This is a genomic window from Pseudomonas sp. Q11 (assembly GCF_024494355.1).
GTDB classification, from domain to species: domain Bacteria; phylum Pseudomonadota; class Gammaproteobacteria; order Pseudomonadales; family Pseudomonadaceae; genus Aquipseudomonas; species Aquipseudomonas hefeiensis.
The window spans coordinates 98,650-121,558 of sequence record NZ_JAKNQY010000018.1 but is presented as its reverse complement, the minus strand read 5'-3'; the positions used below and the strand labels follow the sequence as shown (position 1 = coordinate 121,558).

The 22,909-nt window shown below is 58.9% G+C and carries 27 protein-coding genes; 21 read left to right on the top strand and 6 right to left on the bottom strand.

The window, feature by feature from the left end; all coding sequences use genetic code 11:
* The first annotated feature begins 11 nt into the window (after nucleotides 1-11).
* The 16 genes from rpsN to bfr all read left to right on the top strand — a co-directional run bounded on the left by rpsN (nucleotide 12) and on the right by bfr (nucleotide 9,717).
* Nucleotides 12-317: a 30S ribosomal protein S14 gene (gene rpsN, locus MA884_RS19120; RefSeq protein WP_003186042.1), complete on the top strand. Its 306-nt coding sequence runs from the start codon at nucleotides 12-14 to the stop codon at nucleotides 315-317.
* Between the two features lie 210 nt (nucleotides 318-527).
* A complete protein-coding gene (gene rpsH / locus MA884_RS19115; protein ID WP_017848802.1) occupies nucleotides 528-920 on the top strand; it encodes a 30S ribosomal protein S8 in 393 nt (130 codons plus the stop codon).
* 12 nt (nucleotides 921-932) lie between these two features.
* Nucleotides 933-1,466: a 50S ribosomal protein L6 gene (gene rplF / locus MA884_RS19110; protein WP_003186039.1), complete on the top strand. Its 534-nt coding sequence runs from the start codon at nucleotides 933-935 to the stop codon at nucleotides 1,464-1,466.
* A gap of 10 nt (nucleotides 1,467-1,476) precedes the next feature.
* A complete protein-coding gene (gene rplR, locus MA884_RS19105; RefSeq protein ID WP_003186037.1) occupies nucleotides 1,477-1,827 on the top strand; it encodes a 50S ribosomal protein L18 in 351 nt (116 codons plus the stop codon).
* 3 nt (nucleotides 1,828-1,830) lie between these two features.
* Nucleotides 1,831-2,331: a 30S ribosomal protein S5 gene (gene rpsE / locus MA884_RS19100; RefSeq protein WP_003186035.1), complete on the top strand. Its 501-nt coding sequence runs from the start codon at nucleotides 1,831-1,833 to the stop codon at nucleotides 2,329-2,331.
* Nucleotides 2,332-2,333: 2 nt separating this feature from the next.
* The gene (gene rpmD, locus MA884_RS19095; protein WP_003186033.1) at nucleotides 2,334-2,510 is read left to right on the top strand and encodes a 50S ribosomal protein L30; all 177 of its coding nucleotides are present in this window, start codon (nucleotides 2,334-2,336) and stop codon (nucleotides 2,508-2,510) included.
* 3 nt (nucleotides 2,511-2,513) lie between these two features.
* Nucleotides 2,514-2,951, top strand: a complete 438-nt coding sequence (rplO, locus tag MA884_RS19090; protein ID WP_003186032.1) for a 50S ribosomal protein L15 — start codon at nucleotides 2,514-2,516, stop codon at nucleotides 2,949-2,951.
* Entirely contained in the window at nucleotides 2,952-4,280 is a 1,329-nt protein-coding gene (gene secY / locus MA884_RS19085; protein WP_047229771.1) for a preprotein translocase subunit SecY, read from the top strand.
* Nucleotides 4,281-4,310: 30 nt separating this feature from the next.
* Nucleotides 4,311-4,427, top strand: coding sequence for a 50S ribosomal protein L36 (gene rpmJ / locus MA884_RS19080; protein ID WP_002555468.1), 117 nt, complete (start codon nucleotides 4,311-4,313; stop codon nucleotides 4,425-4,427).
* Nucleotides 4,428-4,557: 130 nt separating this feature from the next.
* Nucleotides 4,558-4,914 carry a 30S ribosomal protein S13 gene (rpsM, locus tag MA884_RS19075; protein ID WP_047229770.1) on the top strand — a complete coding sequence of 119 codons (357 nt, stop codon included), beginning with the start codon at nucleotides 4,558-4,560 and terminating at the stop codon, nucleotides 4,912-4,914.
* Nucleotides 4,915-4,944: 30 nt separating this feature from the next.
* Entirely contained in the window at nucleotides 4,945-5,334 is a 390-nt protein-coding gene (rpsK, locus tag MA884_RS19070) for a 30S ribosomal protein S11 (RefSeq protein WP_002555466.1), read from the top strand.
* 18 nt (nucleotides 5,335-5,352) lie between these two features.
* A complete protein-coding gene (gene rpsD, locus MA884_RS19065) occupies nucleotides 5,353-5,973 on the top strand; it encodes a 30S ribosomal protein S4 (protein WP_003176404.1) in 621 nt (206 codons plus the stop codon).
* Between the two features lie 22 nt (nucleotides 5,974-5,995).
* Complete coding sequence (gene rpoA / locus MA884_RS19060) at nucleotides 5,996-6,997, top strand: DNA-directed RNA polymerase subunit alpha (RefSeq protein WP_003186012.1); 1,002 nt, start codon at nucleotides 5,996-5,998, stop codon at nucleotides 6,995-6,997.
* A gap of 42 nt (nucleotides 6,998-7,039) precedes the next feature.
* Nucleotides 7,040-7,426 carry a 50S ribosomal protein L17 gene (gene rplQ, locus MA884_RS19055; protein WP_003186009.1) on the top strand — a complete coding sequence of 129 codons (387 nt, stop codon included), beginning with the start codon at nucleotides 7,040-7,042 and terminating at the stop codon, nucleotides 7,424-7,426.
* A gap of 220 nt (nucleotides 7,427-7,646) precedes the next feature.
* Complete coding sequence (locus tag MA884_RS19050; protein ID WP_256231951.1) at nucleotides 7,647-9,095, top strand: catalase; 1,449 nt, start codon at nucleotides 7,647-7,649, stop codon at nucleotides 9,093-9,095.
* Nucleotides 9,096-9,252: 157 nt separating this feature from the next.
* On the top strand, nucleotides 9,253-9,717 hold the full coding sequence (bfr, locus tag MA884_RS19045; RefSeq protein ID WP_256231950.1) for a bacterioferritin: 465 nt from the start codon (nucleotides 9,253-9,255) through the stop codon (nucleotides 9,715-9,717).
* Nucleotides 9,718-9,810: 93 nt separating this feature from the next.
* Here the strand turns inward: bfr and uvrA are convergent, their stop codons facing one another.
* Nucleotides 9,811-12,645, bottom strand: coding sequence for an excinuclease ABC subunit UvrA (gene uvrA / locus MA884_RS19040; protein WP_256231949.1), 2,835 nt, complete (start codon nucleotides 12,643-12,645; stop codon nucleotides 9,811-9,813).
* A gap of 179 nt (nucleotides 12,646-12,824) precedes the next feature.
* Between uvrA and MA884_RS19035 the strand changes: the two genes are divergently transcribed.
* On the top strand, nucleotides 12,825-14,222 hold the full coding sequence (locus MA884_RS19035; RefSeq protein WP_256231948.1) for an MFS transporter: 1,398 nt from the start codon (nucleotides 12,825-12,827) through the stop codon (nucleotides 14,220-14,222).
* A 9-nt stretch (nucleotides 14,223-14,231) separates the two neighbouring features.
* Entirely contained in the window at nucleotides 14,232-14,756 is a 525-nt protein-coding gene (locus MA884_RS19030; RefSeq protein WP_186614519.1) for a single-stranded DNA-binding protein, read from the top strand.
* A 107-nt stretch (nucleotides 14,757-14,863) separates the two neighbouring features.
* Here the strand turns inward: MA884_RS19030 and MA884_RS19025 are convergent, their stop codons facing one another.
* Nucleotides 14,864-15,418, bottom strand: a complete 555-nt coding sequence (locus MA884_RS19025) for a cysteine hydrolase family protein (protein WP_256231947.1) — start codon at nucleotides 15,416-15,418, stop codon at nucleotides 14,864-14,866.
* A gap of 98 nt (nucleotides 15,419-15,516) precedes the next feature.
* Between MA884_RS19025 and MA884_RS19020 the strand changes: the two genes are divergently transcribed.
* The 3 genes from MA884_RS19020 (at nucleotide 15,517) to MA884_RS19010 (ending at nucleotide 18,580) form a co-directional block, all read left to right on the top strand.
* Nucleotides 15,517-16,509, top strand: a complete 993-nt coding sequence (locus MA884_RS19020; protein WP_256231946.1) for a GlxA family transcriptional regulator — start codon at nucleotides 15,517-15,519, stop codon at nucleotides 16,507-16,509.
* A 213-nt stretch (nucleotides 16,510-16,722) separates the two neighbouring features.
* Nucleotides 16,723-17,832: a DUF3182 family protein gene (locus tag MA884_RS19015; protein ID WP_256231945.1), complete on the top strand. Its 1,110-nt coding sequence runs from the start codon at nucleotides 16,723-16,725 to the stop codon at nucleotides 17,830-17,832.
* Nucleotides 17,822-18,580 (top strand): S9 family peptidase, encoded by a 759-nt coding sequence (locus MA884_RS19010; RefSeq protein WP_256231944.1) that lies wholly within the window; start codon nucleotides 17,822-17,824, stop codon nucleotides 18,578-18,580. The genes MA884_RS19015 and MA884_RS19010 overlap by 11 nt, the downstream gene beginning before the upstream one ends.
* Nucleotides 18,581-18,732: 152 nt before the next feature.
* On the opposite strand, the gene MA884_RS19005 is transcribed toward MA884_RS19010, so the two are convergent.
* Genes MA884_RS19005 through MA884_RS18990 form a run of 4 tightly spaced genes read right to left on the bottom strand, consistent with a single transcriptional unit; the run spans nucleotide 18,733 to nucleotide 22,751 of the window.
* Nucleotides 18,733-19,734, bottom strand: a complete 1,002-nt coding sequence (locus tag MA884_RS19005; protein WP_256231942.1) for a lysylphosphatidylglycerol synthase domain-containing protein — start codon at nucleotides 19,732-19,734, stop codon at nucleotides 18,733-18,735.
* Nucleotides 19,721-21,019 (bottom strand): cardiolipin synthase ClsB, encoded by a 1,299-nt coding sequence (clsB, locus tag MA884_RS19000; protein WP_256231940.1) that lies wholly within the window; start codon nucleotides 21,017-21,019, stop codon nucleotides 19,721-19,723. Before clsB ends, MA884_RS19005 begins: the two co-directional genes overlap by 14 nt.
* Nucleotides 21,016-21,828 (bottom strand): endonuclease/exonuclease/phosphatase family protein, encoded by an 813-nt coding sequence (locus tag MA884_RS18995; protein ID WP_256231939.1) that lies wholly within the window; start codon nucleotides 21,826-21,828, stop codon nucleotides 21,016-21,018. The genes clsB and MA884_RS18995 overlap by 4 nt, the downstream gene beginning before the upstream one ends.
* A complete protein-coding gene (locus MA884_RS18990; protein WP_256231938.1) occupies nucleotides 21,825-22,751 on the bottom strand; it encodes a DUF72 domain-containing protein in 927 nt (308 codons plus the stop codon). Before MA884_RS18990 ends, MA884_RS18995 begins: the two co-directional genes overlap by 4 nt.
* Nucleotides 22,752-22,909 lie beyond the last annotated feature (158 nt).

The following is a 22,909-nucleotide window of genomic DNA, read 5'->3' as shown; positions in this document are numbered from 1 at the left end:
GGAGTAGGAAAATGGCCAAGAAGAGCATGAAGAACCGTGAGCTGAAGCGTCAGCTCACCGTTGCCAAGTACGCCACCAAGCGTGCAGCGCTGAAAGCTATCATCGTTGATCTGAACGCAAGTCCAGAAGCGCGTTGGGAAGCTACCGTAGCGCTGCAGAAGCAGCCACGTGACGCAAGCGCTTCGCGCATGCGTAACCGCTGCCGTCTGACTGGTCGTCCGCACGGCGTGTACCGCAAGTTCGGCCTCGGCCGTAACATGCTGCGTCAAGCTGCAATGCGTGGTGACGTTCCAGGTCTGGTTAAAGCCAGCTGGTAAGCAATGTCAGAGTCTCGGTGTTCAGAGTCGCAAGATCCTGACCGCTGGTGACCTTGAACTTGAATCAAGCCCCTTTTGGGGCTTGATTCATTTGTGGGGTGTGTCTAGAATACCCGGCTCGCCTGAGCCCGTGCTTTTATCGCGCGGATGTGCTCGGCGACACGTAGTAGCCGAAAGGCTAATTTTTTGTGTATTAGGAGCGTCTAGCCCATGAGTATGCAGGACCCGTTAGCGGACATGCTAACTCGTATCCGTAATGCCCAGATGGCTGAAAAGTCCGTCGTAAGCATGCCATCTTCTACTTTGAAGGTAGCTGTTGCCAAAGTCCTGAAGGACGAAGGTTACATTGCGGGTTATCAGATCAGCAGCGAAATCAAGCCACTGCTGTCCATCGAGCTGAAGTACTTCGAAGGCCGTCCGGTCATCGAGGAAGTGAAGCGCGTTAGCCGTCCAGGCCTGCGTCAGTACAAGTCCGTCGAGGATCTGCCAAAAGTTCGTGGCGGTCTCGGTGTGTCTATCGTCTCCACCAACAAGGGTGTGATGACGGATCGTGCTGCGCGCGCTGCCGGTGTCGGCGGCGAAGTTCTTTGCACTGTGTTCTAAGGGGGGATAAGCATGTCACGCGTCGCTAAGAACCCCGTTAAGCTGCCAGCCGGTGTCGAAGTCAAATTCGCAGGCCAACAGCTTTCGGTGAAGGGTGCCAAGGGCACTCTGCAACTGAACATCCATTCGTCCGTTGAGATCGTTGAAGAAGCTGGTGAGCTGCGTTTCGCTGCTCGCAATGGCGATCAACAGACTCGCGCAATGGCTGGTACCACTCGTGCGTTGGTAAACAACATGGTCCAAGGCGTAAGCCAAGGCTTCGAGCGCAAGCTCCAGCTGGTCGGTGTTGGTTACAAGGCGCAAGCAAAAGGCACAGTGCTGAACCTGGCTCTTGGCTTCTCGCACCCAGTGGATTATGAACTGCCGGAAGGCATCACCGCTGAGACTCCTAGCCAGACCGATATCCTGATCAAGGGCATCGACAAGCAGCTGGTAGGTCAAGTGGCCGCCGAGATCCGCGACTTCCGTCCACCAGAGCCGTACAAAGGCAAAGGTGTGCGCTACGCGGACGAAGTCGTCCGTCGTAAAGAAGCCAAGAAGAAGTAGGGCATAGCAAATGACCGACAAAAAAGTTACTCGACTGCGTCGCGCTCGCAAAGCACGCCTGAAAATGCACGAACTCGAAGTCGTGCGTCTCTGCGTGTTCCGCTCGTCGCAGCACATCTACGCCCAGGTCATTTCGGCCGACGGCAACAAAGTCCTGGCAAGTGCCTCGACTTTGGATAAAGAACTGCGCGATGGTGCCACTGGCAACATCGACGCGGCCACTAAGGTTGGCCAGCTGGTCGCTACGCGTGCTAAAGCCGCTGGCGTCTCGCAGGTGGCTTTCGACCGCTCTGGCTTCAAGTACCACGGCCGCGTCAAGGCGCTGGCTGATGCTGCTCGTGAAGCTGGGCTGGAGTTCTAAGTTATGTCAAATAACGACCAAAAGCGCGACGAAGGCTACATCGAGAAGCTGGTTCAAGTTAACCGCGTAGCCAAAACCGTTAAAGGCGGCCGTATCTTCACTTTCACCGCGTTGACCGTGGTAGGTGATGGTAAAGGGCGTGTTGGCTTCGGCCGTGGCAAGTCGCGTGAAGTGCCTGCTGCGATCCAGAAGGCAATGGAAGCTGCTCGCCGCAACATGATCCAAGTTGATCTGAACGGCACCACTCTGCAGTACGCAATGAAGTCGGCCCATGGCGCTTCGAAGGTGTACATGCAGCCTGCTTCTGAAGGTACCGGTATCATCGCTGGCGGCGCTATGCGTGCTGTCCTCGAGGTTGCTGGCGTTCAGAACGTTCTGGCCAAGTGCTACGGCTCGACTAACCCAGTAAACGTGGTTCACGCCACTTTCAAGGGTTTGAAAGCCATGCAGTCTCCTGAATCCATTGCCGCCAAGCGTGGCAAAAGCGTCAAGGAGATCTTCTGATCATGGCTACCGTAAAAGTTACGCTGATCAAAAGCATGACCGGCCGCATCCCTAACCACAAACTGTGCGTTAAGGGTTTGGGTCTGCGTCGCATCGGTCACACTGTAGAGGTCCTGGATACTCCCGAGAATCGCGGGATGATCAACAAGGCCTACTACATGCTGCGTGTAGAGGGTTAATCGATGAAACTCAATGATCTGAGTCCAGCGCCGGGTTCCCGTCGCGAAAAGCATCGTCCGGGCCGTGGTATCGGTAGTGGTTTGGGCAAGACCGGTGGCCGTGGCCACAAAGGTCAAACCTCCCGCTCCGGTGGCACCATTGCTCCAGGCTTTGAAGGCGGTCAACAGCCGCTGCATCGTCGTCTGCCGAAGTTCGGTTTCGTTTCCCTGAAGGCCATGGACCGCGCAGAAGTGCGTCTGTCCGAGCTGGCTAAAGTGGATGGCGACATCGTCACCGTGCAGTCCCTGAAGGATGCCAACGTGATCAACCAGAACGTACAGCGTGTGAAAATCATGCTGTCGGGCGAAGTTGCTCGCGCTGTCACCATCGGAAAGGGAATCGGCGCCACCAAAGGTGCGCGTGCGGCTATCGAAGCAGCTGGCGGCAAGTTCGAGGAATAAATGGCTAAGCAAGGTGCTCTCTCTGCGCTCGGCAAAGGCGGTATGTCTGAACTCTGGGCTCGTCTGCGTTTTCTGTTCCTGGCGATTATCGTCTACCGAATAGGCGCACACATCCCGGTTCCAGGTATCAACCCGGACCGACTCGCGGACCTGTTTCGACAGAATGAGGGGACCATTCTTAGCTTGTTCAACATGTTTTCCGGCGGTGCGCTGGAGCGGATGAGTATCTTTGCACTGGGGATCATGCCGTATATTTCGGCATCGATCATCATGCAACTGATGACTGCCGTCAGCCCGCAGCTGGAACAGTTGAAGAAGGAAGGTGAAGCTGGCCGTCGCAAGATCAGCCAGTACACCCGCTACCTCACCGTCGTCCTTGCTCTTGTCCAGGCTGTTGGCATGTCCATCGGTCTGGCAGGGCAAGGCGTAGCGTTCACTGGTGACTTTGGCTTCCATTTCGTCGCGGTAACCACGTTTGTGGCAGGTGCGATGTTCATGATGTGGCTGGGTGAGCAGATTACTGAACGTGGTGTTGGCAACGGTATCTCGATGTTGATTTTCGCAGGTATCGTCGCCGGTCTTCCGAGAGCAATCGGGCAGTCTTTCGAGTCTGCACGTCAGGGTGATATCAACATTTTCGCCCTGGTTGCTATCGGTTTGCTGGCAGTAGCGATTATCGGTTTCGTGGTGTTCATTGAGCGTGGTCAGCGTCGCATTGCTGTTCACTACGCCAAGCGTCAGCAGGGCCGCAAGGTATTTGCTGCGCAGACTAGCCACTTGCCGCTGAAGGTGAATATGGCCGGTGTTATCCCGGCTATTTTTGCGAGCAGCATTTTGCTGTTCCCGGCTTCGCTGGGTGCCTGGTTTGGTCAGTCTGAAGGTATGGGCTGGCTGCAGGACATCTCGCAGTCGATCGCTCCTGGTCAGCCGTTGAATATTCTGCTGTTTAGTGCAGGGATTATTTTCTTCTGCTTCTTCTATACGGCGTTGATGTTCAATCCGAAAGACGTAGCGGAAAACCTGAAGAAGTCCGGTGCCTTTATTCCGGGTATCCGTCCAGGCGAGCAGTCGGCGCGCTACATTGATGGCGTTTTGACTCGTTTGACCTTGTTCGGTGCTCTCTATATGACGGCCGTCTGCTTGCTTCCCCAGTTCCTGGTGGTTGCGGCAAACGTTCCGTTCTACCTTGGCGGGACCTCGTTGCTGATCGTGGTCGTGGTTGTGATGGACTTCATGTCCCAAGTACAATCGCACCTCGTTTCGCACCAGTACGAATCCCTGATGAAGAAAGCCAACCTGAAGGGCTACGGCAGCGGCATGTTGCGCTGAGTAGCGTCCATAAGGTTCGAGGAGTTGGTGATGAAAGTTCGTGCATCGGTGAAAAAGCTGTGCCGTAACTGCAAGATTATTCGCCGCGAAGGCGTTGTTCGGGTAATTTGCAGCGCGGAACCGCGTCACAAACAGCGCCAAGGCTGAGTGTGATTGTGCTTTAAGCCCGGCAGCTAGTGCGCTGCCGGGTTGATTATTTGTTATTACAGCGATATTATCTCGCGCCCTATTTCTTGGCTTCCGGGGCGTAGGTAGCTGTCAATTGGAGTCCCACTGAATGGCCCGTATTGCAGGCGTTAACATTCCAGATAACAAGCATACTGTTATCTCGCTGACCTACATCTATGGTGTTGGTCGCACTACTGCACAGAAAATTTGTGCGGTCTCTGGGGTCAACCCAGCGGCAAAGATCAAAGATCTGAGCGACGAGCAGATTGAACAGCTGCGTGGCGAAGTGGCGAAGTTCACCACTGAAGGTGACCTGCGTCGCGAAATCAACATGAAAATCAAGCGCTTGATGGACCTCGGTTGCTATCGCGGTCTGCGTCATCGTCGTGGTCTTCCAGTACGCGGTCAGCGTACCAAGACCAACGCGCGTACCCGTAAAGGTCCGCGTAAGCCGATCCGCAAGTAATCGCCCCAGCGAATCGACAGGAATTTAATCATGGCAAAACCTGCTGCTCGTCCTCGTAAAAAAGTTAAAAAGACAGTGGTTGATGGCATCGCCCACATCCATGCTTCTTTTAACAACACCATCGTGACCATTACCGACCGTCAAGGTAACGCTCTTTCCTGGGCAACCTCCGGTGGTTCGGGTTTCCGCGGTTCCCGCAAGTCCACCCCGTTCGCTGCTCAGGTAGCTGCTGAGCGTGCTGGTCAAGCTGCGCTGGAATACGGCCTGAAAAACCTCGACGTGAACGTCAAGGGTCCAGGTCCAGGTCGTGAATCCGCAGTCCGCGCTTTGAACGGCTGTGGCTACAAGATCGCCAGCATCACCGACGTGACGCCAATCCCGCACAACGGGTGCCGTCCGCCGAAGAAGCGCCGCGTGTAATCCAGGAGATTGTAAAGAATGGCTCGTTACATTGGTCCAAAATGCAAACTCGCTCGTCGCGAAGGCACCGATCTCTTTCTGAAGAGCGGCGTGCGCGCGATCGAATCGAAGTGCAACATTGAAGCAGCACCTGGTATCCACGGCCAACGCCGCGGTCGCCAGTCCGATTACGGCACCCAACTGCGTGAAAAGCAGAAGGTCCGTCGTATCTACGGCGTTCTCGAGCGTCAATTCAGCGGCTACTACAAAGAAGCTGCTGGCAAGAAGGGCGCAACCGGCGAAAACCTGTTGCAACTGCTCGAATGCCGTTTGGACAACGTTGTATACCGTATGGGTTTCGGTTCTACTCGTGCCGAATCCCGTCAGCTGGTATCGCACAAGTCGATCAGCGTTAACGGTCAGACCGTAAACGTTCCGTCCTACCAGGTTCGTGCTGGTGACGTGGTTGCTGTTCGCGAGAAAGCAAAGAACCAACTTCGCATTGTCCAAGCTCTCGATCTGTGTGCCCAACGTGGCCGCGTAGAATGGGTAGAAGTAGACACTGAGAAGAAGTCGGGCGTTTTCAAGAACGTTCCTGCTCGCAGTGATCTGTCCGCCGACATCAACGAAAGCCTGATTGTCGAGCTCTACTCCAAGTAAGGGCTAGAAAATAGGTGCATCCATGCAGATTTCGGTAAATGAGTTCCTGACACCCCGCCATATTGATGTGCAGGTTGTCAGTCCAACCCGCGCCAAGATCACACTCGAGCCTCTCGAGCGTGGTTTTGGCCACACCCTGGGCAACGCGCTGCGCCGCATCCTGTTGTCCTCAATGCCTGGCTGTGCAGTAGTCGAGGCCGAGATTGATGGTGTACTCCATGAGTACAGCGCCATCGAAGGTGTACAGGAAGATGTAATTGAAATCCTGTTGAACCTTAAAGGCCTGGCTATCAAGCTGCACGGTCGTGACGAAGTTACGCTGACCTTGTCGAAGAAGGGTTCGGGGGTGGTTACCGCTGCCGATATTCAGCTGGATCATGATGTCGAGATCGTTAACCCCGATCACGTAATCGCTAACCTGGCGTCTAACGGCGCCCTGAACATGAAGCTCACCGTAGCTCGTGGTCGTGGTTATGAACCGGCAGACTCGCGTCAGAGCGATGAAGACGAAAGCCGCAGCATCGGTCGCTTGCAGCTTGACTCTTCGTTCAGCCCGGTTCGCCGTATCGCATACGTGGTGGAAAACGCCCGTGTCGAACAGCGTACTAACCTGGACAAGCTGGTTATTGATCTGGAAACCAACGGTACCCTGGATCCTGAAGAGGCCATTCGCCGCGCTGCAACCATCCTGCAACAGCAGTTGGCTGCGTTCGTCGACCTCAAGGGTGACAGTGAGCCAGTGGTTGTCGAGCAGGAAGACGAGATCGATCCGATCCTGCTTCGCCCGGTTGACGATCTGGAACTGACTGTACGTTCGGCTAACTGCCTTAAGGCGGAAAACATCTACTACATCGGCGACCTGATTCAGCGCACCGAAGTAGAGCTGTTGAAGACTCCGAACCTTGGCAAGAAATCCTTGACTGAAATCAAGGACGTTCTGGCCTCCCGCGGTCTGTCCCTCGGCATGCGCCTCGACAACTGGCCGCCTGCAAGTCTTAAGAAGGACGACAAGGCGACTGCCTGATCGTCGTAATCACCGAACGTTGTGTTTGGTAAGGAATGAACCATGCGTCATCGTAAAAGTGGTCGTCACCTGAGCCGCACCAGCTCGCACCGCAAGGCCATGTTCCAAAACATGGCGGTGTCGCTGTTCGAGCACGAGCTGATCAAAACTACACTGCCGAAAGCCAAAGAACTGCGCCGCGTTGCTGAGCCGCTGATCACTTTGGCCAAGACAGACAGCCTGGCTAACCGCCGTCTGGCTTTCGACCGTACTCGCTCGAAAGCTATCGTTGGTAAGCTCTTCAACGACCTGGGCAAGCGTTATGCTACCCGTGAGGGTGGCTACCTGCGCATCCTCAAGTGCGGTTTCCGCGCTGGCGACAACGCGCCTATGGCGTACGTCGAGTTGGTTGATCGTGCTACCAGCGGTGAAGCTGTATCCGCTGAGTAAGACGGCAACATACAAAAAACCGGGCCTAGCGCCCGGTTTTTTGTGTGCGGTCGAAAAATAAAAGTGCGCTTCGCCTTGTTTTGCTCTGCCAACAGGCGTCATTAGATAATGACTATCGATATCCATGATTTAATGAATTTGGATACTGTCACTATCATGATCAATACTCCTTTTCAGCCGATTAGCCGGCAGTTCGAAGACCGACCTAGGAAGATTGAGCATGAGCCAGACCAAAACGCTTACGACCGCCAGCGGCGCTCCTGTCGCCGATAACCAGAACTCTCGCTCCGCCGGCCCACGTGGCCCGCTGTTGCTTGACGACTTCCACCTTATCGAGAAGCTCGCTCACTTCAATCGCGAGAACATTCCCGAGCGCCGTGTTCACGCCAAGGGATCGGGCGCTTATGGCACATTTACCGTAACCCGGGATATCACCCAGTACACCAGCGCCAAGCTGTTTGAGTCGGTCGGCAAGCAGACCCCAACGTTCCTGCGCTTTTCCACCGTGGGCGGTGAGCGTGGCTCTGCTGATACTGAGCGCGATCCACGTGGTTTCGCCCTGAAGTTCTACACCGAGGAAGGTAACTGGGACATCGTGGGTAACAACACCCCAGTGTTCTTCATCCGCGATCCGCTGAAATTCCCCGACTTCATCCACACCCAGAAACGTCTGCCCCAAAGCAATCTGAAAAGCGCCCAAATGATGTGGGATTTCTGGTCGCATTCGCCGGAAGCGTTGCACCAGGTCACCATCCTGTTCTCTGATCGTGGCATCCCCGATGGCTACCGTCACATGCACGGCTTTGGCAGTCACACCTACAGCCTGATCAGCGCCCAAGGTGAGCGTCACTGGGTGAAATGGCACTACAAGACCAAGCAAGGGATCAAGAACCTGGCGCCGGCTGAAGCTGCACGCCTGGCGGGTACCGACCCGGATTACGCTCAGCGTGATCTGTTCAATGCGATCGAGCGTGGTGACTTCCCTAAATGGAGCGTCTGCATCCAGATCATGACCGAGGCCCAAGCGGCGGCCCATTACGAGAACCCGTTCGACGTGACCAAGACCTGGTCGCAGAAGGAGTTTCCGTTGATCGAGGTCGGCGAGCTGGAACTCAACCGTAACCCGCTGAACTACTTCGCTGAGGTTGAGCAGGCGGCGTTCGGGCCGAGCAATATGGTTCCAGGGGTTGGCCTTTCGCCAGACCGCATGCTGCAAGGTCGTGTATTCGCCTACGCTGATGCGCACCGCTACCGTGTGGGCACCAATCACCAGCAATTGCCAGTCAACGCGCCGCGCAACCCGGTCAACACTTACCAGCGCGACGGTGCGATGGCGTTCGGCAGCAATGGTGGTGCCGCACCAAACTACGAGCCAAACAGCTACGCCGAGGCCCCCAAGCAGGCTCCGCGTTATGCAGAGCCGGCCCTGGCGCTCGGTGGTTCGGCAGACCGTTACGATCACCGCGAAGATACCGACTACTACAGTCACGCCGGTGCGCTGTTCCGCTTGATGAATGATGCGCAGAAAGCCCTGCTGATCAGCAACATCGCGGGTGCAATGGCCGGCGTATCGGCGGATGTCGTCGATCGTCAGTTGCGGCACTTCTTCAAGGCGGATGTCGCTTATGGTGAAGGCATTGCGAAAGCGTTGGGCGTACAGCTTAACTAAGTCTAAACGAGAAGCAGAACCGCCCTCAATTGGGCGGTTTTTGCGTTATTTAACCGGTTTTTCTCGGATTTTCTTCGCTTTTATTGCGATAGGCGAGTGACCTTGCGGTCAGCTTGGGTCAAACTAGAGCCTTCAAAGCTTGTGGAGATGTAGGGCGATGCAAGGTCACCCAGACGTAATCGATTACCTCAACACGCTGCTGACAGGTGAACTGGCAGCCCGTGATCAATATTTCATCCACTCGCGGATGTACGAGGACTGGGGTTTTACCGAGCTCTACGAACGTATCAACCATGAGATGGAAGAAGAGGCGCAGCACGCCGATGCGTTGATGCGTCGGATCCTGATGCTCGAAGGCACGCCACGCATGCGCCCGGATGATCTGGACATCGGCACCACGGTTCCAGACATGCTCGCTGCCGACCTGCGCCTGGAATACAAAGTCCGTGCCGCGCTGTGCAAGGGCATCGAGCTCTGCGAGCAGCACAACGATTACGTGTCCCGCGAGATCCTGCGCATCCAACTCGCCGACACCGAAGAAGACCATACCTACTGGCTCGAGAAGCAGTTGGGTTTGATCAAGTTGATCGGGTTGGAGAATTACCTGCAGTCGCAGTTCTGATGAGGTCATTGTGGGAGCAAGCTCGCTCCCACAGAAAAACAAAAAGCCCCTGTCATCAAACAAATGACAGGGGCTTTTTCGTGTCCGGTTACATCAATCCCGGTCACGCTCCAGCAACGGCTTGAGGTAGTAGCCAGTGTGCGACTGCTTCATCTCGGCCACTTCCTCTGGCGTACCCACCGCGATGATTTGACCGCCCTTGGAACCGCCTTCCGGCCCCAGGTCTACCAGCCAGTCCGCCGTCTTGATTACATCCAGGTTGTGCTCGATCACCACCACGGTGTTGCCGTGGTCGCGAAGACGATGCAGGACGTCGAGCAATTGCTGGATATCGGCGAAGTGCAGGCCCGTGGTCGGCTCGTCGAGGATGTACAGGGTCTTGCCGGTATCGCGCTTGGACAGCTCGCGAGACAGTTTGACCCGCTGGGCCTCACCGCCGGACAACGTCGTCGCCGATTGGCCAAGCTTGATGTACGACAGCCCCACATCCATCAGCGTCTGGAGCTTGCGCGCCAGCGCCGGCACTGCATCAAAGAACACCCGGGCCTCTTCGATGGTCATCTCGAGGGTTTCGTGGATATTCTTGCCCTTGTACTTGATCTCCAGGGTTTCGCGGTTGTAGCGCTTGCTCTTGCACACGTCGCACGGCACATAGATGTCCGGCAAGAAGTGCATTTCGACCTTGATCAGACCGTCGCCCTGGCAGGCTTCGCACCGTCCGCCCTTGACGTTGAACGAGAAGCGCCCCGGGCCATAGCCGCGTGAACGGGACTCCGGCACGCCGGCAAACAGTTCGCGGATCGGCGTGAACAGCCCGGTATAAGTCGCCGGGTTGGAACGCGGTGTGCGGCCGATGGGGCTCTGGTCGATGTCGACGACCTTGTCCAGATGCTCCAGGCCCTTGATGCTGTCGTGGGCAGCGGCTTCCAGGGTAGTGGCGCCGTTCAGGGCCGTGGCGCTGAGGGGGAACAGGGTGTTGTTGATCAGCGTCGATTTGCCGGAGCCGGACACGCCGGTCACGCAAGTCAGCAGGCCAATCGGGATGTCCAGGTCGACGTTGCGCAAGTTGTTGCCACGGGCGCCCTTGAGGCTCAGCGACAGCTTCTTGTTGCGCGGCGTACGTTTGGCTGGGACCTTGATCTTTACCCGGCCCGACAGGTATTTGCCGGTCAGGGAGTCGGGGTGTGCCATGACTTCGGCGGCCGTGCCCTGGGCGACGATATGTCCACCATGCACGCCTGCGCCGGGGCCGATGTCCACGACGTAATCCGCCAGGCGGATCGCGTCTTCGTCGTGCTCGACCACGATCACCGTGTTACCAATGTCCCGCAGGTGCTTCAGCGTCCCGAGCAGTCGGTCGTTGTCCCGCTGGTGCAGGCCAATGGACGGTTCATCGAGGATGTACATCACCCCGACCAGGCCGGCACCGATTTGGCTGGCCAGGCGAATACGCTGGGCTTCGCCACCAGAGAGGGTATCTGCGCTGCGATCGAGGGTCAGGTAGTCCAGTCCGACGTTCACCAGGAATTGCAGGCGTTCGCGGATTTCCTTGAGGATCTTGTCGGCAATTTCGCCCCGGCGCCCGGTGAGTTTCAAGCCGCCGAAGTAGTCGGTAGCGTCGCCAATCGGCAGATTGGTCACCGCTGGCAGGGTTTTCTCACCCACCCACACATGTCGCGCCTCTCGACGCAAACGGGTACCACGGCAGTCTGGGCAGGGCTGGGTGCTGAGGAACTTGGCCAGTTCTTCGCGCACGCTGGCCGATTCGGTCTCGCGATAGCGCCGCTCCAGGTTCGGCACGATGCCTTCGAACGGGTGGGAGCGTTTGACGATATCGCCACGGTCGTTCAGGTATTTGAAGTCGACACTTTGCGAACCGCTGCCGTGCAGGATGAATTTCTGCTTGTCGGCGGGCAGTTCGTTGAAGGGTTTGTCCAGGCTGAACTTGTAATGGGCCGCCAGCGACCCGAGCATCTGGAAGTAATAGACGTTGCGCCGATCCCAGCCGCGAATCGCGCCTTCGGCCAGGGTCAGTTCGCCATTGACCAGACGTTTGGTGTCGAAGAACTGCTTGACCCCCAGGCCATCGCAGGTCGGGCACGCGCCGGCCGGGTTGTTGAAGGAGAACAGCTTGGGTTCCAGCTCGCTGATGGCGTGGCCGCAGATCGGGCAGGCGAAGCGCGCCGAGAAGATGATTTCTTCGCCGGGCTCGTCGTCCATCGGCGCTACCAGGGCGATGCCGTCGGCCAGTTTCAGCGCCGTCTCGAAGGACTCGGCCAGCCGCTGCTGCAGGTCGGCCCGGACCTTGAAACGGTCGACCACTACATCGATCGAATGCTTTTTCTGTTTATCCAGCTTCGGCAGTTCGTCCAGCTCGCACAGCTTGCCGTTGACCCGTGCCCGAACAAAGCCTTGGGCGCGCAATTCTTCGAAGACCATCAGGTGTTCGCCCTTACGCTCGCGGATGACCGGCGCCAGCAGCATCAACTTGCTGCCTTCGGGCTGGGCCAGCACCAGATCGACCATCTGGCTGACGGTCTGCGCCTCCAGCGGGATGTCGTGGTCGGGGCACCGGGGAATACCGACTCGCGCATACAGCAGGCGCAGGTAATCGTAGATCTCGGTGATGGTGCCTACGGTTGAGCGCGGGTTGTGGGAGGTCGACTTCTGTTCGATGGAAATCGCCGGCGACAGGCCTTCGATGGTGTCGACGTCGGGTTTTTCCATCATCGACAGGAACTGCCGGGCGTAGGCCGACAGCGATTCGACATAGCGCCGCTGGCCTTCGGCGTACAGGGTGTCGAAGGCCAGGGATGATTTGCCGGATCCGGACAGGCCGGTGATGACGATCAGCTTGTCCCGTGGCAGGGTCAGGTCGATGTTCTTCAGGTTGTGGGTACGGGCCCCACGAATCAGGATCTTGTCCAAAGTGGCCTCGCTCGGCGGGCGTCGAAAACGTAGGAGTATACGGGCAAATACTGGATGGATGCACACTATTGAAAGTGAGTTTACAGTCATACATGAAGACTGCGCGGCAAACGGTCGCGATATACCCCCTCAATCGATGGGACTGGTAGAATCGCCGCCGGTTCACACGAGGTTTTTCCATGCACGATCCCCACAGCGAACGCATGAGCAGCGGCGAGACCCGCGCGGCAAGCGGTCTGGCTCTTGTGTTCGCCTTTCGTATGCTGGGCATGTTCATGGTGTTGCCGGTGCTGGCGACCTATGGGATGGATCTGGCAGGCGCGACCCCGGCCCTCATCGGGTTGGCGATTGGCGCGTACGGCCTGACCCAGGCGATTTTCCAGATCCCGTTCGGGGTCATTTCCGACCGCATCGGCCGGCGTCCCGTCATCTACCTGGGCTTGATTGTCTTCGCCCTGGGCAGTGTGCTGGCGGCCAATGCCGATTCGATCTGGGGCGTGATCGCCGGACGTATCCTGCAAGGCGCCGGGGCGATTTCCGCTGCCGTCATGGCTTTGCTGTCGGACCTGACCCGCGAACAACATCGGACCAAGGCCATGGCCATGATCGGCATGACGATCGGGCTGTCATTCGCCGTTGCCATGGTCGTCGGGCCGTTGCTGACCCGGGCTTTTGGCTTGTCGGGCCTGTTCCTGGTCACGGGGGCCATGGCGCTGGTGGGCATCCTGATCGTGGCGTTCATGGTGCCGCGCTCCACCGGGCCGTTGCAGCACCGCGAATCAGGGGTGGCCCGTCAGGCACTGATCCCGACGCTCAAGCACCCGGACCTGTTGCGCCTGGACCTGGGCATCTTCGTGCTCCATGCCATGTTGATGTCCAGCTTCGTTGCCTTGCCGCTGGCGCTGGTGGAGAAGGCCGGCTTGCCCAAGGAGCAGCACTGGTGGGTTTACCTGACTGCGCTGCTGATTTCGTTTTTCGCCATGATCCCGTTCATCATCTATGGCGAGAAGCGACGCAAAATGAAACGAGTTTTGCTCGGCGCCGTCGTGACGCTGATGCTCACTGAGCTATTCTTCTGGCAGTTCGGCGACAGCCTGCGGGCCCTGGTGATCGGCACAGTGGTGTTCTTCACCGCATTCAATCTGCTGGAGGCGTCGCTGCCGTCGCTGATCAGCAAGGTTTCACCGGCGGGCGGCAAGGGCACGGCGATGGGGGTTTACTCCACCAGCCAGTTCCTCGGCTCGGCGTTGGGCGGGATCCTCGGCGGCTGGCTGTTCCAGCATGGCGGTTTGTCGGTTGTGTTCCTGGGATGCGCCGCGCTGGCTGCACTTTGGCTAGCCTTTGCTGTTACCATGCGCGAACCTCCGTATGTGACGAGCCTGCGCTTGCCGTTGTCGCCCGAAGCCATCCGCGAAGCAGGCCTGACCGAGCGCCTTAAGGCCGTCGTTGGAGTAACCGATGCAGTGGTGGTCGCCGACGAAGCGGCCGTTTATATCAAACTGGACACCGAATTATTGGATCGCGCGACGCTCGAGCGCCTGGTGAACAACCCGGCCCCGACCACGTGCGAAGCCTAGGAGAACGTTATGGCCCGTGGGGTTAACAAAGTCATATTGGTCGGTACTTGCGGCCAGGATCCCGAAGTTCGCTACCTGCCCAATGGCAACGCTGTGACCAACCTGAGTCTGGCGACCAGCGAACAGTGGACCGACAAGCAGACTGGCCAGAAGGTCGAGAAGACCGAATGGCACCGCGTGTCGATGTTCGGCAAGGTGGCTGAAATCGCCGGTGAATACCTGCGCAAAGGTTCGCAGGTGTACATCGAAGGCAAGCTGCAGACCCGCGAGTGGGAAAAAGACGGCATCAAGCGCTACACCACCGAAATCGTGGTCGACATGCAAGGCACCATGCAACTGCTGGGCGGTCGTCCACAGGGTGACCAGCAGCAAGGTGGCAACAACTACCAGCAGTCGGCTCCGGCCCCGCGTCAGCAGGCGCCGCGTCCGCAGTCGGCGCCACAGCCACAACGTGAGCGCCCAGCGGCTCCGCAACAGGCCGCGCCGCAACCGGCTCCGGATTTCGACAGCTTTGATGACGATATTCCGTTCTAAAGCATCTGAAAGCTTCCAGCAGCGAGCTTCAAGCTAAAGACAAAACCGCGCTTCGATTTACGAAGCGCGGTTTTTTTTAGCCTGGAATTTGCCGCTTGCGGCATGACTCAGTGGCTGGCAGCCAAAAATTGTTCAGTGCTCACCACATTCGCATAGGCAAACCCCAGTGCCGACATGAAAGCTGCATGTACTTGAGCCGCCGGGACGACGAGCCCATTGAACTCCAGATCGCGGCTGGCACAAGCATCGTGAATCACCGTGACCTCGTAGCCCATGTCCGCCGCCGCCCGGGCGATCCCGTCGATGCACATGTGGCTCATGCTGCCGACGATCACCAAATGTTTAATGCCGTTGCGGTCAAGGATGGTTTGCAGTTCGGTTTCGCGAAACGAGTTGACGAAGTGTTTGAGCACCACCGGCTCGTCGGCGCGGTTAAGCACCTTGGGGTGCAATTGTGCGCCTTCGGAGCCTGGGGTGAAGAAGGGCGCGTCGTCGGAGGTGAATTCGTGGCGGATGTGCACCACGCTGTTCCCTGCCTGGCGAAAGGCATCGATCAACCGTGCGGCGTTATCGGCGGCGGCGTCGGCACCGACCAGCGGCCATTTGCCTTGGGGGAAGTAGTCGTTTTGGATATCGACTACGATGAGCGCTTGCTTGGACATGAGGGCTTCCTTGATCAGGTTGGGTAGGGCGCCAGTATTGGCTTTTACCGCCGGTTCGAGGATTGGCCGCAACGACAATAAGCGGGGGAAAACTGACAATGGCGCAGCAAAGGGCAATCGCCGAGCTTGGGGTGCTTATCTACCCCGGCGCGCAACTGGCGGCGGTGCATGGCTTGACCGATCTGTTCGCCGTGGCCCAGCGGATCGCGGCCGAGCACGCCAGCGCGCCGTTGCCGCGGCTGCGGGTCAGTCATTGGCAGACCGACAACGACGAGGCGCCACAGCGGGTCTTCGACAGCGAAACCGGCCCGTCGGGCCCTTTGCTGGCATTGCTGATTCCGCCGTCCATCGCCGGCTTCGATGAAGACCTGGCATCGCCAACGCTGATGGATTGGCTGCGTGCGCAGCATGCGAGCGGCACCGTGCTCGGCGGGGTGTGTGTTGGTTCGATTCTGTTGGCCGAAAGCGGCCTGCTCGATGGGCGCAGTGCCACGACCCACTGGACCTCGGCCAAGACCTTTGCCGCGCGTTATCCGAAGATCAAGCTCAACGCTGACAAGCCCATCGTCGACGATGGCGACTTGATTACCACGGCTGGGCTGATGGCCTGGTCGGAGCTGGGGCTACGGCTGGTGGACCGCCTGCTCGGACCCAGCATCGCCACGCGCACGGCGCAGTTTCTGGTAATCGAACACAGCGACAGCGCTAGCCAATGCGGCAGTAACTTTGCGCCCATCCTCGGACACGGCGACTCGGCCATACTCAAGGTCCAGCACTGGTTGCAAGGCAGCGGCGCGGTGGACGTTTCCCTCGGCGCCATGGCCGAACGGGCCGGGCTGGAGGAACGCACATTCCTGCGCAGGTTTCGCGCCGCCACCGGGCTCAAACCCACCGAATACTGCCAGCACCTGCGCGTCGGCAAGGCCCGGGAAATGCTGGAGTTCACCAATGGCACCATCGATCACATTGCCTGGACGGTGGGTTATCAGGACCCGGGGGCTTTTCGCGCGACGTTCAAGAAGATTACCGGGTTGGCGCCCAGTGATTATCGGGCGAGGTTTGGGGTAAGCCCGATGAATATTCCAAAGTAGTCATCAATCCCCTCGTCACACAGGCTGAGACCGGTGCAGTCGTCGTGCAATTTGCCGGATGTCCTCATGGTGTCGTGCAGAATGAAACAGGCCCGGTGCTATCAATTCTCCCCGAGACGCCCGTTTCGTTGCTCGTCCTGGCTCGCAACACCGTTGGCCTGATCTCTGCACCCCTTTACCTAAAGCCATCGAGCGCAGTTAAAAGGGCACCGCATGACGACGGTCAATCGCAACAAACTGGTAGTGGACCATTCGACCAACCCCCACGCACCGCTTCATGAAGTTGAAACCAATCGGGCGTTGGCCCGTTGGCTGGCGCAGATTCTGGGGCTTGAATACGGCGGCAGTTATGACGAACAGCACCATGGTGGGCATGATCTGTACGTGTTGCCCACGCAAACCGTAATAGGTGCCGAGGCAGCGCTGCGCCTGGGCGTCAAAGGACCGGAGGATTTATGGGGTGGTTACGTCGAGCATGATTTTATCTGCACCAAGGCAATCACCCACGGTCTGCTGAACAGGCATGCGGTGACGCCCGTGGGCTGGTCACCGCTGTTTGCCAAGTTGACCCGGGGTGCGGTACTCGATGGCGTGACGGTGTTTGCGCTTCAGGATGCGCGCCAGGCCGCCGAGCATCTGCTGTACACCGGAGCGATCCGCTTCAAGCCTATCCATGCCTGTGCCGGACGCGATCAGCGGGTGATCAAGAGTCTGGCGCAGTTCGATGAAATCGCCGCCGGCCCCGAGGCCCAAGCGGTGTTTCGCGACGGTGTGGTGCTTGAGCAGAATCTCGAACAGGTCAAGACCCAGAGCGTCGGCCAGAGCTTCATCAATGGCAAGATCTTGAGTTACTGCGGTGTGCAACATCTGACGCGGGACAGTGAAGGGCTGGAAGTTTACGGCGGCTCGGACCTGTTGGCGGTGCAGGGCGGCTATATTGAGTTGCTCAAACTTGAGTTGCCCGACGATGTGCGTGAGGCGGTGCGGTTGGCGCAGGTGTTTGACGATGCCGCCAATCAGGCATTTCCAAGATTTTTTGCCTCGCGACGCAATTACGACATAGCCCAGGGCATCGACGTCGGTGGTCAGCCTCGTGGCGGAGTGCTGGAGCAGTCATGGCGCATGGGCGGGGCCAGCAGTGCTGAGCTCGCAGCGTTACAGGCGTTCATTGAGGATCCTTCGTCCAGCGCGGTCCGTGTGTCCTCGGTGGAGACCTACACGGACCAGCCGCTGCCTCCCGGAGCCAAGGAGGTGTATCGCGGCCCGGCGCACAATGGAGACTTTCTTCTTAAATACGTAACGGTTCATTCCTATGACGGCTAGAAGCGAAACCATTCAGATCGAGATCGACGACGAACTCATGAACGGGACCTTCCTGAGTCCCAAGTCGAAGGTCCCGGGGGTGTTGTTCGTCCACGGTTGGGGCGGTAGCCAGGAACGGGACCTGGAGCGAGCCAAAGGCATCGCCGGCCTGGGCTGCGTCTGCCTGACCTTCGACTTGCGCGGGCATACCGGCGGAGCGGGCATTCCGTTATCCCGGGTAACTCGGGAAGATAACCTGCGGGATTTGCTCACCGCCTATGATCGGCTGCTCGCCCATCCAGCCTTGGATACCTCGGCGATCGCCGTGGTGGGCACCAGCTACGGCGGTTACCTGGCCGCGATCCTGACGTTGCTGCGGCCGGTGCGCTGGCTGGCACTGCGGGTGCCGGCGCTGTACCGCGACGAGCAATGGCACACGCCCAAGCGTGACCTGGACAAGACGGACCTGCTGGATTACCGCAGTACCCTGGTGCACGCCGACACCAACCGCGCCTTGCACGCATGTTCGCAGTTCACGGGTGATGTATTGCTGGTGGAGTCGGAGACTGACGACCATGTGCCCCATGCGACGATCATGAGCTACCGAGCGGCGTGCCAGCAGACCCATTCGCTGACGCACCGGATCATCGACGGCGCCGACCATGCCTTGAGCGACCCGGTATCCCAACAGGCTTACACCTCGATCCTGGTGGACTGGATCACCGAGATGGTGGTGGGCGAGCGGTTGAGCATTATTCAGTCGCGTTGATTGCGTTGGGTTCATGCGGGCCTTATCGCGAGCAGGCTCGCTCCCACAATTGATCTGCGGCGAACACAGACTTCCTGTCCACCAAAGACCTCCTGTGGGAGCGAGCCTGCTCGCGATGGGGCCCGCTCAGCCAACCTAGAACTCCGAACCCGTCACTTAGGCCCCGGCTTGACCCGCAACGCCTTGGCCTTCGCCTCGATCACCAGGTACATCACCACCGTGATCAACAACGGCAAGATGAAATAGATCGCCCGATAGGCAATCAGCCCCGCCAGCAGGCTGCCGCGAGAAACCTCGTGCTGCAGCAGCGCGATAAACACCGCCTCCAACACCCCCAACCCCGCCGGAATGTGCGTGATGACTCCGGCAATGCTGCTGATCATCAGCACCCCGAGCACCACCGGATAATCCAGCTTGCCCGGCAGCAGGGTGAAGATCACCGCCGCCATCAACGACCAGTTCAACGCCCCCAGCGCCAGTTGCAGCCCCGCCATGCGCAGCGACGGCAGGTTGATTTCCATGCCGCGGATCGTCCAGGCCCGACGCTTGGAGAACCTGCAGGCCACCAGGTAACCGGCACTGATGCACAACAGCAGCACGCCCACGCCTTGCAGCGCAGTGCTGCTCAGTTTCCAGCCCGGCGGCATCGTGACCAGGCCGCTGCTGAACACCACCCCCGCCAACGTCATATAGCCGAACCAGTTCGTGGCCAGGCTCAGGCCGAGAATTTTGGCGATGTTCCCGTTACTCACCCCCAGCCGCGAATACAGCCGGTAGCGCATGGCGATGCCGCCGACCCAGGCACTGAGGTTCAGATTGAAGGCGTAACTGATCACCCCCACCGGCAATATCTGCCGCCAGCCCAGTTTCTGCCGTATGTAGGTGCGGCCGATCAGGTCGAAGCAGGCGTAAGTGATGAAGCTGGTAACGGTCAGCGCAGCGGCGATGAGCAATGTGCGCAGTTTGAAGTCCGCCAGGGTGGCGAACACTTCGGCCCAGTCGATGCGCCGGGCCAGGGCCGTGAACAATACGATCAGCAGCAGGAAGAAGGCCAGGGTCAGTGGGCGTTTCCAGCGGCTCCAGCGTGATTTGGCTTTGCTGTGTTCGGCCGCGTGGGCATCACTGGGCGCCGTGTGCGCGTCAGAGTGGTTCATGGGGTTCGCTCCGAACCGCCGTGGGCGGCGAAAAAGGTTTCAGGCGCGGTTTATGGGCCGGCAGCCAGCCGGCCCAAGCCGGAAAGTGGCGCAGGAAGTGAAACACCATGAAACCGATGGTCATGCGCCACAGCAAGCCCCGAGGAGCCGGATTGGCCGGCATGGCAGTGCAATGGTTGCGGCTCAGATGATCGAGGCGCTCGAACAATTCACGGTTGAAGGCCCGGTCGCGGATCAGCACATTGGCTTCCAGGTTCAGGGACAGGCTCAGCGGGTCGAGGTTGCTTGAGCCCACAGTGCTCCAATCCTCATCCACCAGCGCGACTTTTCCGTGCAACGGCCGTTCGCAATACTCGTAGATCACCACGCCGGCCTTGAGCAGATAGTTGTAAAGCATCCGCGCCGCGAGCTTGGCGATCATCATGTCCGGCTGGCCCTGCAGGATCAGTCGTACTTCCACGCCGCGCCGCGCCGCATTGCGGATTTCGCGCAGCAGGCGGTAACCGGGAAAGAAATAAGCATTGGCAATGACCACGCGCCGCTGGGCACTGCGTAACACTTGCAGGTACACCTCTTCGATGTCGGTCTGATGCTCATGGTTGTCGCGATAGACCAGCCGCACCTGACCGTCATGATCGTTGAAGGCCAGCGCGTCGCGGCGGCTTCGGCGGCGTTGCCACCAAAATTTGGCCCGGCTGGGCCGACCGCTCTGCAACAGCGCAAAGTGATGGATATCCACCACCGCCGGGCCTTTGACCTCCACGGAGTAATCCTGCTTGGCCTCGGGACCGAAGTCGCCCAGATGGTCCGCGGAAAAATTGATCCCGCCGATAAACGCGATCACACCGTCCACCACCACGATCTTGCGATGCAGGCGCCGGAACCAATTGGTGCGGATCCCCAGGTGCCGGGGCGCGGGATCGAATATCTGCAAACGCACCCCGGCATCGCTCAACGTGGCCAGAAATTCCGGGGTCAGCTCACCGCAGCCAAAACCGTCCAGATTAACGGTGATACGCACGCCGCGCCTGGCCGCGTCCACCAACAGGTCCCGTAGCTCGATACCGACTTTGTCCTCGAACAGAATGAAGGTCTCAAGGAGGATTTCCTTTTCGGCCCGGCGTATGGCCTCGAAGACCCTGGGGAAATATTCCTCGCCGTTCTCCAAGAGAGTGACCCGGTTGTTGCCGTGCCAACCGTATTCGATGTCCACCAGCGCCGGATTGCGCTCCGTCGGCGGAATCTGCACCTGTTCCACCGTCGCCTTGTTCATTGTCGCGCTCATAATTCGATCTCCACCGAAAGCGGTGCATGGTCGGAAAGGTGCGACCAGGGGCGTACGTTCAATACCTTGGGATGACGGGCCTTGAGGTTGCGCACGTAGATGCGGTCCAGACGCAGGACTGGCAGGCGCGCTGGAAAACTGCGGGCCGGCTTGCCCCATTGCTCGGCGAACACCTCACGCAGACCGCTGGGTTCGAGCAGATCGCTGGCTTTGCCGCGCCAGTCATTGAAGTCCCCAGCGACGATGACCGGCGCCTCGGGCGGCAGTTCGCTCAAACGCTGGCAAAGCAGTTTCAATTGCTCGACACGATGCCCCTCGCGCAACCCCAGATGGACGCAAATGGCATGGATCTCCCGCCCGTCGCCGCCCGGCAGGCGCAGCACGCTGTGGAGCATGCCGCGGCTTTCATGGCCGCTGATGGACACGTCCAGATTGTCGTGGCGGATGATCTGGAATTTGGACAACAACGCGTTGCCGTGGTCGCCCGCCGGGTACACCGCGTTGCGCCCGTAGGCGAACTGCGGCCAGAGGCTGTCGGCGAGGAACTCGTATTGCGGCATGCTCGGCCAATTGGTGTAGCGCTGCGGATGATGCTCGTGGGTGCCGTGGACTTCCTGCAAGAACACCACGTCGGCGGACACACTGCGCACCGCCTCGCGCAATTCCGGCAGGATGAAGCGCCGGTTCAGGGCGGTGAAACCTTTATGGGTGTTGACCGTCAGGACGGTGAAGTGGCTGACCCGATCGATGTCTTGCAACTGATTGTGGGTCGGGTCGCGAGTCGTTTCGGTGGATTCCGGGATGCTCATGGCAATACCCCCTCGGCCGGGCACTTGCCGGGGGCGGTAGCGAGGTCCTTGTCCAGGTCGAAGTGCTCCAGCAGGTGACGCGCGTCATAGGGCGCACGGACTTTGATGTCGTTGTCGAAATAGCAGAACACCTCCCGGCTCTTGCGGGCGCGGGGTTTCTTTTTCGGATCGATCAAGTGGGCATCGCGCGGTTGCGTGCCGTGGCTCCAGGCCTCGATTCTTTCGCCCCAGCGCTTCAAGGCCGCATCGGTGTAACCGCTGGCGTACAGCTCCTCGGCACCGTGCAGGCGCAAGTACACGAAGTCGCTGGTGACGTCTTCGCGATAAGGCCATTTGCCCGCGGTGTCGGCGATCACCAGCGCCACGTCGTAGCGTTTGAGCAGGGTGATGAAGTGGGGATCGATGAAGCTTTCATGCCGGATCTCCACCGCGTGGCGCAGCGGCCGCTTCTTGTCGGTCTGGGTGCTGGCGTGACCGTTCAGGCGTGGCTCGTGCTCCCGGGCCAGGGCGGCGGCATCTTCGGTGTTATGGGGCAGCTGCTTGAGGAAGTCTTCGAACAGCTCAGGGTCGAATTTGAAACTCGGAGGAAACTGCCAGAGGATCGCCCCCAGTTTGTCCTTGAGCTCCAGCACCCCGGAGGCGAAGAAATTGGCCAACGGCTTGTGAATGTCCCGAAGACGCTTGATGTGGGTGATGAACCGCGGCGCCTTGACGCTGAAGACAAAGCCGGGCGGTGTCTCGGCATACCACTGGGCATACCGTTCGGGGCGTTGCAGGGCGTAGAACGATCCATTGATTTCGATGCTGTTGACCGCTCGCGAGGCGAATTGCAATTCCCGTTTCTGGGTCAGCCCCTTGGGGTAGAAATCCCCCCGCCAAGGCGTGTAACGCCAACCGGAAATGCCAATGTGGATCGCCGTCATGTGTCCCTCCCGTGCCAATGACCTCGTACCGCCTGTGTCTTTTGATGACTGTCGCGCGGGGTAGAAAGTTTCGATGGAGTTACCGGCGGTGAGGGGATGTGAGCGTTCCATGTTCTGCTTGCCCTACTCAATCACCCGTGGCGAGGGAGCTTGCTCCC

Excerpts from the sequence above, each read along its gene's own strand:
- rpsN (WP_003186042.1), top strand. The coding sequence starts at position 12 with ATGGCCAAGAAGAGCATGAAGAACCGTGAGCTGAAGCGTCAGCTCACC.
- rpsH (WP_017848802.1), top strand. The coding sequence starts at position 528 with ATGAGTATGCAGGACCCGTTAGCGGACATGCTAACTCGTATCCGTAAT.
- rplF (WP_003186039.1), top strand. The coding sequence starts at position 933 with ATGTCACGCGTCGCTAAGAACCCCGTTAAGCTGCCAGCCGGTGTCGAA.
- rplR (WP_003186037.1), top strand. The coding sequence starts at position 1,477 with ATGACCGACAAAAAAGTTACTCGACTGCGTCGCGCTCGCAAAGCACGC.
- rpsE (WP_003186035.1), top strand. The coding sequence starts at position 1,831 with ATGTCAAATAACGACCAAAAGCGCGACGAAGGCTACATCGAGAAGCTG.
- rpmD (WP_003186033.1), top strand. The coding sequence starts at position 2,334 with ATGGCTACCGTAAAAGTTACGCTGATCAAAAGCATGACCGGCCGCATC.
- rplO (WP_003186032.1), top strand. The coding sequence starts at position 2,514 with ATGAAACTCAATGATCTGAGTCCAGCGCCGGGTTCCCGTCGCGAAAAG.
- secY (WP_047229771.1), top strand. The coding sequence starts at position 2,952 with ATGGCTAAGCAAGGTGCTCTCTCTGCGCTCGGCAAAGGCGGTATGTCT.
- rpmJ (WP_002555468.1), top strand. The coding sequence starts at position 4,311 with ATGAAAGTTCGTGCATCGGTGAAAAAGCTGTGCCGTAACTGCAAGATT.
- rpsM (WP_047229770.1), top strand. The coding sequence starts at position 4,558 with ATGGCCCGTATTGCAGGCGTTAACATTCCAGATAACAAGCATACTGTT.
- rpsK (WP_002555466.1), top strand. The coding sequence starts at position 4,945 with ATGGCAAAACCTGCTGCTCGTCCTCGTAAAAAAGTTAAAAAGACAGTG.
- rpsD (WP_003176404.1), top strand. The coding sequence starts at position 5,353 with ATGGCTCGTTACATTGGTCCAAAATGCAAACTCGCTCGTCGCGAAGGC.
- rpoA (WP_003186012.1), top strand. The coding sequence starts at position 5,996 with ATGCAGATTTCGGTAAATGAGTTCCTGACACCCCGCCATATTGATGTG.
- rplQ (WP_003186009.1), top strand. The coding sequence starts at position 7,040 with ATGCGTCATCGTAAAAGTGGTCGTCACCTGAGCCGCACCAGCTCGCAC.
- MA884_RS19050 (WP_256231951.1), top strand. The coding sequence starts at position 7,647 with ATGAGCCAGACCAAAACGCTTACGACCGCCAGCGGCGCTCCTGTCGCC.
- bfr (WP_256231950.1), top strand. The coding sequence starts at position 9,253 with ATGCAAGGTCACCCAGACGTAATCGATTACCTCAACACGCTGCTGACA.
- MA884_RS19035 (WP_256231948.1), top strand. The coding sequence starts at position 12,825 with ATGCACGATCCCCACAGCGAACGCATGAGCAGCGGCGAGACCCGCGCG.
- MA884_RS19030 (WP_186614519.1), top strand. The coding sequence starts at position 14,232 with ATGGCCCGTGGGGTTAACAAAGTCATATTGGTCGGTACTTGCGGCCAG.
- MA884_RS19025 (WP_256231947.1), bottom strand. The coding sequence starts at position 15,418 with ATGTCCAAGCAAGCGCTCATCGTAGTCGATATCCAAAACGACTACTTC.
- MA884_RS19020 (WP_256231946.1), top strand. The coding sequence starts at position 15,517 with ATGGCGCAGCAAAGGGCAATCGCCGAGCTTGGGGTGCTTATCTACCCC.
- MA884_RS19015 (WP_256231945.1), top strand. The coding sequence starts at position 16,723 with ATGACGACGGTCAATCGCAACAAACTGGTAGTGGACCATTCGACCAAC.
- MA884_RS19010 (WP_256231944.1), top strand. The coding sequence starts at position 17,822 with ATGACGGCTAGAAGCGAAACCATTCAGATCGAGATCGACGACGAACTC.
- MA884_RS19005 (WP_256231942.1), bottom strand. The coding sequence starts at position 19,734 with ATGAACCACTCTGACGCGCACACGGCGCCCAGTGATGCCCACGCGGCC.
- clsB (WP_256231940.1), bottom strand. The coding sequence starts at position 21,019 with ATGAGCGCGACAATGAACAAGGCGACGGTGGAACAGGTGCAGATTCCG.
- MA884_RS18995 (WP_256231939.1), bottom strand. The coding sequence starts at position 21,828 with ATGAGCATCCCGGAATCCACCGAAACGACTCGCGACCCGACCCACAAT.
- MA884_RS18990 (WP_256231938.1), bottom strand. The coding sequence starts at position 22,751 with ATGACGGCGATCCACATTGGCATTTCCGGTTGGCGTTACACGCCTTGG.